Annotated in this window: 15 protein-coding genes and 1 tRNA gene; 3 read left to right on the top strand and 13 right to left on the bottom strand. The window is 67.9% G+C overall.

All coding sequences use genetic code 11. From position 1 onward, the window contains the following. Positions 1-18: 18 nt before the first annotated feature. The 5 genes from JGR64_RS02290 to JGR64_RS02270 form a co-directional block, all read right to left on the bottom strand. Entirely contained in the window at positions 19-1,215 is a 1,197-nt protein-coding gene (locus tag JGR64_RS02290) for a cystathionine gamma-synthase (RefSeq protein ID WP_199374916.1), read from the bottom strand. A gap of 71 nt (positions 1,216-1,286) precedes the next feature. After that, on the bottom strand, positions 1,287-2,663 hold the full coding sequence (locus JGR64_RS02285) for a pyridoxal-phosphate dependent enzyme (RefSeq protein ID WP_199374915.1): 1,377 nt from the start codon (positions 2,661-2,663) through the stop codon (positions 1,287-1,289). Positions 2,664-2,816: 153 nt separating this feature from the next. Continuing rightward, a complete protein-coding gene (locus JGR64_RS02280) occupies positions 2,817-3,035 on the bottom strand; it encodes a YdcH family protein (RefSeq protein WP_199374914.1) in 219 nt (72 codons plus the stop codon). 341 nt (positions 3,036-3,376) lie between these two features. Further along, entirely contained in the window at positions 3,377-4,009 is a 633-nt protein-coding gene (locus JGR64_RS02275; RefSeq protein ID WP_199374913.1) for a hypothetical protein, read from the bottom strand. Continuing rightward, positions 4,006-4,392, bottom strand: a complete 387-nt coding sequence (locus JGR64_RS02270; RefSeq protein ID WP_199374912.1) for a DUF4398 domain-containing protein — start codon at positions 4,390-4,392, stop codon at positions 4,006-4,008. Before JGR64_RS02270 ends, JGR64_RS02275 begins: the two co-directional genes overlap by 4 nt. 95 nt (positions 4,393-4,487) lie before the next feature. On the opposite strand from JGR64_RS02270, the gene JGR64_RS02265 reads away from it, so the two are divergent. Next, positions 4,488-5,603 (top strand): PilT/PilU family type 4a pilus ATPase, encoded by a 1,116-nt coding sequence (locus JGR64_RS02265; protein WP_199374911.1) that lies wholly within the window; start codon positions 4,488-4,490, stop codon positions 5,601-5,603. Positions 5,604-5,607: 4 nt separating this feature from the next. Here JGR64_RS02265 and maiA read toward each other — a convergent pair whose 3' ends face one another. The 6 genes from maiA to rplM all read right to left on the bottom strand — a co-directional run bounded on the left by maiA (position 5,608) and on the right by rplM (position 9,164). Beyond that, positions 5,608-6,282, bottom strand: coding sequence for a maleylacetoacetate isomerase (gene maiA, locus JGR64_RS02260; protein WP_234446981.1), 675 nt, complete (start codon positions 6,280-6,282; stop codon positions 5,608-5,610). 65 nt (positions 6,283-6,347) lie between these two features. Next, complete coding sequence (locus JGR64_RS02255) at positions 6,348-7,337, bottom strand: fumarylacetoacetate hydrolase family protein (RefSeq protein ID WP_199374909.1); 990 nt, start codon at positions 7,335-7,337, stop codon at positions 6,348-6,350. 66 nt (positions 7,338-7,403) lie between these two features. Then, positions 7,404-8,147, bottom strand: a complete 744-nt coding sequence (locus JGR64_RS02250) for a 2OG-Fe dioxygenase family protein (protein WP_199374908.1) — start codon at positions 8,145-8,147, stop codon at positions 7,404-7,406. 66 nt (positions 8,148-8,213) lie between these two features. Beyond that, positions 8,214-8,288: transfer RNA gene (locus tag JGR64_RS02245), tRNA-Gln, on the bottom strand. Between the two features lie 51 nt (positions 8,289-8,339). Then, on the bottom strand, positions 8,340-8,732 hold the full coding sequence (gene rpsI, locus JGR64_RS02240) for a 30S ribosomal protein S9 (RefSeq protein WP_199374907.1): 393 nt from the start codon (positions 8,730-8,732) through the stop codon (positions 8,340-8,342). Positions 8,733-8,735: 3 nt separating this feature from the next. Beyond that, a complete protein-coding gene (gene rplM / locus JGR64_RS02235; RefSeq protein ID WP_182822926.1) occupies positions 8,736-9,164 on the bottom strand; it encodes a 50S ribosomal protein L13 in 429 nt (142 codons plus the stop codon). Positions 9,165-9,355: 191 nt separating this feature from the next. Between rplM and coq7 the strand changes: the two genes are divergently transcribed. After that, positions 9,356-9,997, top strand: a complete 642-nt coding sequence (gene coq7, locus JGR64_RS02230) for a 2-polyprenyl-3-methyl-6-methoxy-1,4-benzoquinone monooxygenase (RefSeq protein ID WP_199374906.1) — start codon at positions 9,356-9,358, stop codon at positions 9,995-9,997. Positions 9,998-10,033: 36 nt separating this feature from the next. Here coq7 and sugE read toward each other — a convergent pair whose 3' ends face one another. Continuing rightward, the gene (gene sugE, locus JGR64_RS02225) at positions 10,034-10,351 is read right to left on the bottom strand and encodes a quaternary ammonium compound efflux SMR transporter SugE (RefSeq protein ID WP_199374905.1); all 318 of its coding nucleotides are present in this window, start codon (positions 10,349-10,351) and stop codon (positions 10,034-10,036) included. A gap of 173 nt (positions 10,352-10,524) precedes the next feature. Next, positions 10,525-11,316, bottom strand: coding sequence for an adenosylmethionine decarboxylase (speD, locus tag JGR64_RS02220; protein ID WP_199374904.1), 792 nt, complete (start codon positions 11,314-11,316; stop codon positions 10,525-10,527). A gap of 215 nt (positions 11,317-11,531) precedes the next feature. On the opposite strand from speD, the gene crp reads away from it, so the two are divergent. After that, on the top strand, positions 11,532-12,164 hold the full coding sequence (gene crp, locus JGR64_RS02215) for a cAMP-activated global transcriptional regulator CRP (protein WP_233348299.1): 633 nt from the start codon (positions 11,532-11,534) through the stop codon (positions 12,162-12,164). Position 12,165 lies beyond the last annotated feature (1 nt).

Raw genomic sequence — 12,165 nt, 5'->3', positions numbered from 1 at the left:
CCGCGCCCGGAGGCTGCATCATGGAACGACGGTATCCAGCGCCGCCTCGATGTCAGCCAGCAGGTCGGCCACGTCCTCCACCCCGACGCTCAGCCGCACCAGCGCATCGCTGATGCCGAGCACCGCGCGGCGCTCCACCGGGATCGACGCATGCGTCATCACCGCCGGGTGGTTGACCAGGCTCTCCACCCCGCCGAGCGACTCGGCCAGGGTGAAAATCTTCAAACGCTCGCAGAAGCGGGTGGCACCGGCGAGGCCGCCCTTCACCACCACCGACACGATGCCGCCAAAGCCATCCATCTGGCGCGCGGCGAGCGCGTGGTGCGGATGCGACGGCAGGCCCGGGTAGATCACCTGTTCGATCGCGGGATGGGTCTCGAGCTTTTTCGCCAGCGCCAGCGCGTTGTCGCAGTGGGCGCGCATGCGCAGGTGCAGGGTCTTCAATCCGCGCAGCGCGAGGAAGCTGTCGAACGGCCCCTGCACCGCGCCCACCGAGTTCTGCAGGAACGCCAGCTGCTCGGCGAGCTCAGCGTTGTCGCCCACCACCACCATGCCGCCGACCATGTCGGAGTGGCCATTGAGGTACTTGGTGGCCGAGTGCAGCACCAGGTCGGCGCCGTGCTCCAGCGGGCGCTGCAGGATCGGCGAGGCGAAGGTGCTGTCGACCACCATCAGCAGGCCGTGCTTGCGGGCGATCGCCGAGATCGCCTTGAGGTCGACGACCTTGAGCATCGGGTTGGTCGGGGTCTCCACCCAGACCATCCGCGTCTGCGGGGTGATCGCGGCCTCGAACGCGGCGGGATCGGTCAGGTCGACGAAACTGAAATCCAGCGCCGCGGTGCGCCGGCGCACGCGCTCGAACAGCCGGTAGCTGCCGCCGTAGAGGTCGTCCATGGCGATGACGTGCGCGCCGCTGTCGAGCAGCTCCAGCACCGTTGCGCTGGCGGCGAGGCCGGAGGCGAACGCGAAGCCGCGACTGCCGCCCTCAAGCCCGGCCACGCAGCGCTCGTAGGCGAAGCGCGTGGGATTGTGGGTACGCGAATACTCGAAGCCCTGGTGCACGCCCGGGCTGGACTGCGCGTAGGTGGAGGTCGCGTAGATCGGCGTCATGACCGCGCCGGTGGAGGGATCCGGCGACTGCCCGGCGTGGATCGCCCGGGTGCCGTGGCCCCAACCGGAGGCGTCCGCGCCGCCGTGACCCTGGTCGTCGTGCATGCCTTCACATCCGCTTGAAAAGACTGCGGATTGTAGCATCGGGGCAGGGCCGCCCCGCCCGCCAGCGCGGCTCAGTTGACGCGGCGACGGAGCCAGTTCAGCAAGTCGATCCGGGTGATCAGGCCCAGGAAGCGTCCGCCGTCCATCACGATCGCCACCTGGCCGCGGTCGAACACCGGCAGCAGCGACTCGATGGGCGATTTGACGTCCAGTACCTCCAGCTTGCTGGCCATGGCGGTCGACACCGGGTCGCGGAACCGCGCCTCGTCGCCGTAGACGTGCAGCAGCACGTCGGACTCGTCGAGGATGCCGACCAGCTCGTCACCATCCATGACCGGCAGCTGCGAGATCTCGTACAGCTTCATGCGCTGGTAGGCGGTGACCAGCAGGTCGTTGCGCCCCACCACTACCGTGTCGCGCTGCGAGAACGGGCGCAGGATCAGGTCGCGCAGGTCGCCGTGCTGCTCGCGCTCGATGAAGCCGTTGTCGAGCATCCAGTAGTCGTTGTACATCTTCGACAGGTACTTGTTGCCGGTGTCGCAGACGAACACCAGCACCCTCTTCGGCGTGGTCTGCTCGCGGCAGTACTTCAGCGCGGCGGCCAGCAGCGTGCCGGTGGAGGAGCCGCCGAGGATGCCTTCCTTGGCCAGCAGCTCGCGCGCGGTCAGGAAGCTTTCCTTGTCGGTGATCGCGTAGGCCTTCTTCACCCGCGAGAAGTCGGAGATCGACGGCAGGAAATCCTCGCCGATGCCCTCCACCATCCAGCTGGCGGACTTGTCGCTCAGCGTGCCCTCGTTGATGTACTCGGCAAGGATCGAGCCGACCGGATCGGCCAGCACCATCTCCACGGCCGGCGCCTGCGTGGCGAAGCAGCGCGACAGACCGCTCATCGTGCCGGAGCTGCCGCAGCCGAACACGATCGCGTCGAGCCCGCCGACCTCGGCCATCTGGCGCAGGATCTCCGGTCCGGTGCCGTGTTCGTGCGCGGCCGGGTTGTCGGGGTTGCCGAACTGGTTGATGAAATACGCGCCTGGCGTCTCCGCGGCGAGCCGCTCGGCCAGGTCCTGGTAGTAGTCCGGATGGCCCTTGGCGACGTCCGATCGTGTCAGCACGACCTCGGCACCCATCGCCTTGAGGTTGAAGATCTTTTCCCGGCTCATCTTGTCGGGGACCACCAGCACCAGCTTGTAGCCCTTCTGCTGCGCCACCAGTGCCAGGCCGATGCCGGTGTTGCCGGCCGTGCCTTCCACCAGGGTGTCGCCGGGCTTGATGTCGCCACGCGCCTCGGCGGCCTCGATCATGCTCATGCCGATGCGGTCCTTGATCGAACCGCCGGGGTTCTGGCTCTCGAGCTTGAAATACAGCTCGCAACAACCCGCATCCAGGCGTTGCGCCTTGACGATGGGGGTATCGGCGATGAGTCCGAGGACGGAATCGTGGATGGGCATGCCTGGCAGCCTGTCGTGCAACGGGGCGGCGATTATCGCATCGCGCGTCGCCATCCGTTGCGCGGCCCCGGCATGTGGCACGTGTGCGGCGACGACCGACGAGGGTGGCCGCCACCGCACACGGTGGCCTTTACGCTGCGTGGGGGAGCGGGATCAGTGGGTCAGGGTATTGAACATCTGCGCCAGGCGGTCCTTGGCGACGAGTTTCTCGCGCTTCATCTGTGACAACCTGGTGTCGTCGATCGGCAGCACGCCGAGTTCCGCATCGAGCACTTTCTTGTCGAGTTCCTTGTGCCGGTGGTAGAGCTGGCGGAACTCCGGGTTGGACTTGAACAGCTCGTCCATTTCCGCCTGCGGTTGACCTTCGAACATGGAAACCTCCTTTCAGCTGTGACCCGCGCGACCCTCCGCGCGGACATGCAAAAACGCCCCGGACCTTGCGGCCCGAGGCGTGTCGTTTGAAGCTGGACCGGCGCGCTCCGGACGCCCCCTCGGGAACGTCCGCGGGGCCTTGCCCGCGGCGACATTCCCGTTGGAGTCGCACGATTCCGTCACGTCACCCTTCCGCTCCGCGAGGCGGCCTCACCGTAGGTGGTCGCCGCCTGCATGTTCGACCCTACTCCTCCGGATCGGGAGGGGCAAGGGTCCGCCGGGAGGCGCGGACAGGCGCCGGACAGGCGCCGGCGGAACCCGGTTTCAGGCCCCTGCCGGCCTCAGTGCGGGCGCCTGGCAGGTCCCGGCACGTCCCGCATGAGCTCGGCTTCCTGGCGCTTGAGCTCGGCCTCGCGCTGGCGCGCGGCGCGCAGCTTGGCGGCCTGCGCGCCGGCCACGTCATCCAGCACGCCTTCGACCTGCTGGCGGGCGCTGGATTCCTCCTCGGCCGCCAGGCGCAGGCGCTCGGCCTCCTCGGCCTGCACCTGGGCCTGGATGCGCAGGCGCTCGGCCTCTGCACGCGCGCGGGCGGCATCCTGGCGGCTGGCTTCCACCAGAAGTTCGCTGCGCTCGCGCTCGAGGCGGTCGAGCTCGCGACGGTCGACGGCGTTGGCTGCCGCGATCTCGGCAGTTTCGACCCGCCATTCAGCCACCTGGTGGGCATCGGTGCGCGCCTGGCCGCTCCTCGCGGCAGCCAGCGCATCCAGCGCCTGGCGGGCCTGCAGGCGCTCGTACGAGGCCAGCGTGTTGCGGGCGGGATCGATTTCGATTGCATGCAGCCGCGACTCCAGGCGCGCCAGGTCGCTGGCGGCCTGCGACTTGGCCGGCACCTGCCCGCGCGCCTGGGCCTGCGCCAAGGCCGGCGCGGCCAGTAGCGCGACTGCGATCGCCGCACTGGCGAGGAGGCGCGTCATGGCGTGCCCTCCACGCCGAGCCGCTGGCGCAGGCCGGCCACCTCGCTGCGGCGCTGGGCGAGCGCGGATGCGGTCTGTGCCTGCTGGCTGCGGGCGTTGGCGAGGTCGGCCGAAGCTGCCGCGAGCTGGGCCAGCACGCGCGCGTCACGCTCCTTGCCGATCGCCATCGCCGACTGCGCGCGGCTCAGCGCGGTGCGTGCACGCTCAAGTTCCTCGGGCGCGTACTGCTGGGCATCGGCAGCATCGGCGCGCGAAACCGCCTGCTGCGCGGCGGAGAGTTCGGCCGTGGGCGGCGGCAGGCTCGCGCAGGCCCCGAGAACGAGCACCGGAACGAGACACAGGCCATGCAGGGCCGTCTGGATTTGTGCGAAGCTTGTGCGCATAGGGGGTCGTGCCGATTGGGGGATCGCGCGGCCATTGTTATCAGCATCCGCGCGGTACGCAATGTGCCGGCGCGGCGCGACAGGGGATTTCGTCAATGGACATCGGCTATTTCCTCAAGCTGATGACGGAAAAGAATGCCTCCGACATGTTCCTGACCACCGGCGCGCCGGTGTACATCAAGGTCGAAGGCAGGCTTTACCCGCTCGGCAACACCGGCCTGCCTCCCGGCATGGTCAAGAAGATCGCCTACTCGCTGATGGACGAAGGCCAGGTGCCGCAGTTCGAGCGCGAGCTGGAGCTCAACATGGCGCTGTCGCTGGCGGACTCGGGGCGCTTCCGCGTCAACGTGTTCAAGCAGCGCGGCGAAGTCGGCATGGTGATCCGCTCGATCCGCAGCACCATTCCGTCGATCGAGGAGCTGCAGCTCCCGTCCGTGCTGAAGGAGATCATCATGGCCCCGCGCGGCCTGGTGCTCATCGTCGGCTCCACCGGCTCCGGCAAGTCGACCACGCTCGCGTCGATGATCGACTACCGCAACAGCACCACGTCCGGGCACATCCTCACCATCGAGGATCCCATCGAATACCTGCACCGGCACAAGAAGTCGATCGTCAACCAGCGCGAGGTCGGCATCGACACCCACGCCTTCCACAACGCGCTGAAGAACGCGATGCGCGAAGCGCCGGACGTGATCCTGATCGGCGAGATCCTCGACGCCACCACCATGGAGGCCGCGATCGCATTCGCCGAAACCGGCCACATCTGCCTGGCGACCCTGCACTCGAACAACGCCGACCAGACCATCGAGCGCATCCTCAACTTCTTCCCCGAGGCGGCGCACAAGAACGTGCTGATGAACCTGGCGCTGAACCTGCGCTCGGTGGTGTCGCAGCGCCTTGTCGTGGGCACCGATGGCCGCCGCATGCCGGCGACCGAAGTGCTGATCAACACGCCGATGATCCGCGACCTGCTGCGCCGCGGCCAGGTTCACGAGATCAAGCAGGCGATGGAGGAATCGCTGGAGGAAGGCATGGAGTCGTTCGACCAGTGCCTGTTCCGGCTGTTCAAGGAAGGCCGCATCGAGCGCGAGACCGCGCTGCGGGCGGCGGATTCCCGCGACGGCCTGGACCTGAAGTTCCGCCTGTCCGAAGGCGGCGACGAACACGACCCCTACGCCGACGTCTTCGACACCGGCCACGCCTCGCACTGAGGCGTCAGGCCATTTCCGGCGCGTCGGGCTGGCGCTCGGGGCGCGCGGCGTCGAACGCCGGCAGCTGCAGGCATTCGCGCTCGATGCGCGCGATGATCGGGAACGGCGCCATGTCGACGCCGAACCGCCGCGCGTTGTAGACCTGCGGCACCAGGCAGCAGTCCGCGAGGCCGGGCGCGTGGCCGTCGCAGTACTCGCCGGTCGATGGATTTCCAGCCAGCAGAGCTTCCAGCGCGCGGAAGCCTTCCACGATCCAGTGCTTGACCCAGACATCGCGCTCCGCGCCCGGCACGCCCCAGTCGCGCTCGAGGTATTGCAGCACGCGCAGGTTGTTGAGCGGATGGATGTCGCACGCCACCAGCTGCGCCAGCCCGCGCACGCGGACACGATCGCGCGCGGTGGCCGGCAGCAATGGCGGGGTGGGCCACATCTCGTCCAGGTACTCGAGGATCGCCAGCGACTGCCGCAGCATGCGCTGGCCGTGCTGCAGCACCGGCACCAGTTCCTGCGGGTTCATCGCCGCGAAGTCCGGCCTGTGCTGTTCGCCGCCGTCGCGCACCAGGTGCACCGGGGCGATGTCGTAGGCCAGCCCCTTGAGGTTGAGGCCGATGCGCACGCGGTATGCGGCGCTGGAGCGCCAGTACGAATGCAGGCACAAGGATTCTTTAACGGTCGCCACCTGGCCACTCCCCCTATCCGCCAAACCCATCCCGCCTGCGCGGGGCCCGCGCGCCGCTGACGCCGTCAGGGAGCGGCCTGGCGCTCGATCCGCTGCTCGATGGCACCGAAGATCGTCGCACCCGCGGCATCGAACATCTCGATGCGCACGCTGTCGCCAAAGCTCATGAACGGCGTGACCGGCTTGCCGTGCTCCAGCGCCTCGACGGTCCGCTTCTCGGCAAAGCACGATGCGCCCAGCGCGGTGTCCTCGTTGGCGATGGTGCCGGAGCCGACGATGGTGCCGGCCGACAGCGGCCGCGTCTTCGCCGCGTGCGCCACCAGCTGCGCGAAATCGAACTGCATGTCGACGCCGGCCTCCGGCGCGCCGAACCATTCGCCATTGACGTGGGTGACCAGCGGCCGGTGCAGCTTGTTGTCGACCCAGGCCCCACCCAGCTCGTCGGGCGTCACGAACACCGGCGACAGCGCCGAGCGCGGCTTGGACTGCAGGAATCCGAACCCCTTGGCCAGCTCGCCCGGGATCAGGTTTCGCAGGCTGACGTCGTTGACCAGTCCGATCAGCTGGATATGGCCGGCGGCCTGCTCGGGCGTGACCGCCATCGGCACGTCGTCGGTGATCACCACGATCTCGGCCTCGAGGTCGATGCCGTGTTCCTCGCTGGTCACGCGCACCGGGTCGCGCGGGCCGAGGAAACCGGCGCTGGTCGCCTGGTACATCAGCGGATCGGTGTAGAAGCTCTCCGGCACCTCGGCGCCGCGGGCGCGGCGCACGCGCGCCACGTGCGGGAGGTAGGCGCTGCCATCGAGGAACTCGTAGGCGCGCGGCAGCGGCGCCGCCAGATGCGCGGGCTCCAGGTCGAAGCCGCCGTCGGCGGTGCCGGCATTCAGCGCGTCGGACAGCGCCACCAGGCGCGGTGCGATGTTGGACCAGTCCTCGAGCGCCTGCTGCAGGGTCGGGGCGATCCCGGTCGCGCGCACGGCGCGCGCGAGGTCACGTGACACCACCACCAGCGTGCCGTCGCGGCCGCCCTCTTTCAAAGAACCCAGCTTCATCACTGCTCCGCGAAGTCGCAATCGGTCGATTGTAGCGGGGCCGTGGGTGGCGTGTGGGCAGTGCCCTCAATCCTCACCCTGGAACGCACCGGACCGGTAGGTCAGGACGAGGGTGTCGCGGTGGCCGATGGCATCGGCGGCGAGCGGCTGGATCGGGGTGGATTCGTGGATCACGCGGGTGTCGTCGAGCAGCAGCAGCGACCACGGATCCTCGAGCGTGAAGCGGTGGCCGTCGGGGCCGGCCGCATCGAAGACGCGGGTCTCTCCGCCCTTGATGCCGTGGCGCTCGACCACGAACACGGCGACGAAGTCCACGCCGTCGCGATGCGCGCCTTCCGGCGTCGGCCGGCCGATGCCGTCACTGGTGTCGATGCGGAACTGGTGCGCCTCGACATACCAGGGACGCGCGGCGCGGACCTGCGAGAACAGCGCGCCGAGCGACTCGAGCAGTCGCGACCAGGCGGGCAACCCGGTCAGGGTCGGAGACAGCGGCTGGTACATGCGCTCCATGCCGCCGTGCAGTGCGTTGTAGTCGAGCGACTGCCAGTGCGCGCGATGCGGGGCAAGCTGCGCGCCCTCGCCGCCGACGGTGAAGCAGGAATGCCGGCGCCGGCGGTAGCTGCCGCCATCGCGCAGGTAGCCGTCGAGCGGCAGGTCGTCCCAGCCGATCTGCAGGCCGGCGATGTCTGCCGGCACCATGCCGGCCATCGCTGCGACCATTGCCGGCGAAAGCACCGCATACCCGTCATCGCGCAGCGCGGCCAGCACGCCGTCCTCGGCGGTGTATGGCGGGGGAAAGGTCATGGCCATGTGCGGGCTCCGGCAGGCGGAAAGGACGAAGCCCGCACGTGGCGGGCTTCGGGCCTAGCTTGGATGTGGCAGCCCCGGAAGGATTCGAACCTCCGAATGCCTGAGTCAGAGTCAGGTGCCTTACCGCTTGGCGACGGGGCTATGGAGCAAATTGTAACGCAGGATCGCGCGAGGCGATCCTGAATACCTCGATCAGCGCTTCGAGAACTGGGTGGCGCGACGTGCCTTGTGCAGGCCGACCTTCTTGCGCTCGACTTCGCGTGCGTCACGGGTCATGAAGCCCGCCTTGCGCAGCTCGCTCTTCAGCGTCTCGTCGTACTCGACCAGCGCGCGGGCGATGCCCAGGCGGATGGCGCCGGCCTGGCCGGTGGTGCCGCCGCCGTGCGTGGTCACGTAGATGTCGAAGCTCTCGGTGTTCTTGGTCAGCTCGAGCGGCTGGCGCACGATCATGCGCGCGGTCTCGCGGCCGAAGAACTCGTCGAGCGGACGCTCATTGACGGTGATGGTGCCGGTACCGCGGCGCAGGAACACGCGGGCGGTGGAGGACTTGCGACGGCCGGTGCCGTAATTCTGGGTGATTGCCATGACTTAGATATCCAGGACTTGCGGCTGCTGGGCGGCGTGCGGATGTTCGGCACCCTTGTAGACCTTGAGCTTCTTGTACATCGCACGGCCGAGGGTGTTCTTCGGCAGCATGCCCTTGACCGAATGCTCGATCACGCGCTCCGGGTGGCGCTGCAGCGCCTGCGCCAGGGACTCGGACTTGAGGTTGCCGATGTAACCGGTGAAGCGGTAGTACATCTTGTCGGCCAGCTTGTTGCCGGTCACGTGGATCTTCTCGGCGTTGACCACGATGATGTAGTCGCCGGTGTCGACGTGGGTGGTGTAGACGGGCTTGTGCTTGCCACGCAGGCGGCGCGCGATTTCGGTGCTCAGGCGACCAAGGGTCTTGCCGGTGGCATCGACGATGAACCAGTCGCGCTGGACGGTCTCGTTCTTGGCAATAAAGGTTTTCATCGGGAACTCTCAGGGGTGACTGGTCGGGTTGGTTCCGAGGCCTCGGCCGGGAACTTCGCCACGCGTTTTCACGTTCCAGGAACGCAAGAGGCGGAATTGTACCGGCCGCCCGGGCTCGCCGCAAGCCGGGGGGTGGGCAGGCGGCGTCTGCCCGGTTGGCCGGCGCGAATCGCCGGGCGCACAATGCCCGCATGACCACGCGCACCCTCTCCCCGCTTGACCGCCTGCTGGCGGATGCCCAGAACGCACTGGAAACAGTCGCCGGACGGCCCCGTGCCGAGCGCCCCAATCCGGGCGCGGACCACGCCGAAGTCGTGCTGGACGAGTCCGAGCGCCGCCATGCCGCGGGGCTGATGCGCATCAACCACGTCGGCGAGGTCTGCGCGCAGGCGCTGTATGTCGGCCAGGCGACGGTCGCGCGCGACCCCGCCACCCGCGCGCACCTGCTCGAGGCGGCGCAGGAGGAGACCGACCACCTGGCGTGGTGCGACGACCGCCTGCGCGAGCTGGACAGCCGGCCCAGCCTGTTCAACCCGCTCTGGTATGCCGGCAGCTACGCGATCGGCCTGCTGGCCGGGCTGCGCGGCGACGGCTGGAACCTCGGCTTCGTGGTGGAGACCGAGCGCCAGGTGGAGGCGCATCTCGAGGAACACCTGCTCACCCTGCCCGGGGCCGACCTGCGCAGCCGCGCGATCCTCGAAGTGATGAAGGCCGACGAGGCGCGCCACGCCGACAACGCCGAAGCCGCCGGCGCACGCGTGCTGCCGCAGCCCATACCCGCGCTGATGGCGGTGGCATCGAAGCTCATGAAGACCGTCGCGTACCGCATCTGAGCCACGGCGCGCCGGCGCGGGCCGGCGCCGGGCGTTTCAGCCCGAAACCAGCTTCAAGCCCACCACGCCGGCCACGATCAGCGCGATGCACGCCAGCCGCGCCGGCGAGGCGCTGTCGGAAAACACCAGGATGCCGATGGTGGCCACGCCGATCGCACCGATTCCGGTCCAGATCGCGTACGCCGTGCCCACCGGGATGACCTTCAGCGCCTGCGTCAACAGCCACAGGCTGATCGCCGCGGTGGCCACCGTCCACACGCTCGGCCAGAGCCGGGTGAAGCCTTCGGTGTATTTGAGTCCGATCGCGAAGCCGATTTCGAACAGGCCGGCGAGCAGCAGGTAGATCCAGGCCATGGCGGCGTTTCCTTGGTCAGTCAAAAAAAGAAGCGGCCCGGAGCCTTCGCTCCGGACCGCCGTCGGTCTGTCATCCGCGGGACCCGGTCCCGCGCGCGGGTCGTCCCGCAGTGTTCAATCGTGGCTGGATCCTGGCACGTGCGCGCCGAACGCCGGATGACCCGGCGCCGCGGTCACTCCACCAGGTTGCGGCCGTGGAACAGCTCTTCGATCTCGCGCTTCAGCAGCGCCTCGATCTTCATGCGCTCCTTGAACGACAGGTTGCGCGCCTTCTCTTCGAACAGGTACTGGTCGAGGTCGAAGTCCTTCAGGTGCATCTTGGTGTGGAAGATGTTTTCCTGGTAGACGTTCACGTCGAACATCTCGTAGCGGGTCTTGATGTTCTTCGCCAGGTAATCCTGGATCGAATTGATCTTGTGGTCGATGAAGTGCTTCTTGCCCTTGATGTCGCGGGTGAAGCCGCGCACGCGGTAGTCGGTGATGACGATGTCCGACTCGAAGCTCTCGATCAGGTAGTTCAGCGCCTTCAGCGGCGAGATCACGCCGCAGGTGGCGACGTCGATGTCGGCGCGGAAGGTCGCGATGCCCGCCTGCGGGTGGGTCTCGGGATACGTGTGGACGGTGATGTGGCTCTTGTCCAGGTGCGCGACCACGGCGTCGGAGATCACGCCCTTCGCATCCGCCTTGTCGATCACCGGCTGCTCGGAGATCAGGATCGTCACCGACGCGCCCTGCGGATCGTAGTCCTGGCGCGCGATGTTGAGGATGTTGGCACCGATGATCTCGGCGACGTCGGTCAGGATCTGGGTGAGCCTGTCGGCGTTGTATTCCTCGTCGATGTACTCGATGTAGCGCTGCCGCTCTTCTTCGGACACCGCGTAGCAGACGTCGTAGATGTTGAAGGAAAGCGCCTTGGTGAGGTTGTTGAACCCCTGGAGCTTCAGGCGGGGGAGCGGCTTGACCACGGCATCGGATCCAGGTTCGGCGGAAAGTGCGCGATTATGCGGCATCGCGCCCCGGGGGGCGACCCGCAGGCGGGTTGTGGCCGTGTATCCGGGCGCAACCGGTTTGCCCGCGGGGGTCGAACGGCCTACTCTCCCTGAATCCCCCGTTCACCCTGCCCATGAATACAAGCCCTGTGGCCATCCTCAGTACCTATAGACGCCCCCTGCATCCACTCATGCCTTCGCCGGCGACGATCGAACGTTTCCTGGCGCACTGCCATCGACGCCGCTATCCGCCGCGCACGGAGGTGTTCCGCCCGGGCGACCAGGCCGGCACCATGTACTACGTCATCAACGGCTCGGTCAGCATCATCACCGAGGAAGACGACGGTCGCGAACTGATCCTCGGCTACTTCGGGCCGGGCGAATTCGTCGGCGAGATGGGCCTGTTCATCGAGTCCGACGTACGCGAGGTGATCCTGCGCACGCGCACGCAGACCGAACTCGCCGAGATCAGCTACGAGCGCCTCTACCAGCTGTTCGAAGGCTCGTTGTCCGGCGACGCCACGCAGATCATGTATTCGATCGGCGCGCAGCTCTCGCGGCGCCTGCTCGACACCAGCCGCAAGGCCGGTCGCCTCGCCTTCCTCGACGTCACCGACCGCATCGTGCGCACCCTGCACGACCTGACCAAGGAGCCCGAGGCGATGAGCCATCCCGACGGCACCCAGTTGCGCGTCTCTCGCCAGGAGCTCGCCCGCCTGGTCGGCTGCTCGCGCGAAATGGCCGGCCGCGTGCTGAAGAAGCTGCAGATCGACGGCAAGCTGCACGCCCGCGGCAAGACCGTCGTGCTGTACGGCACGCGCTGAG

Source organism: Luteimonas sp. MC1572 (assembly GCF_016615815.1).
Taxonomy (GTDB): Bacteria; Pseudomonadota; Gammaproteobacteria; order Xanthomonadales; family Xanthomonadaceae; genus Luteimonas.
Note: the sequence above shows the minus strand (reverse complement) of the source record. Positions and strands in the feature narration are given on the sequence as shown.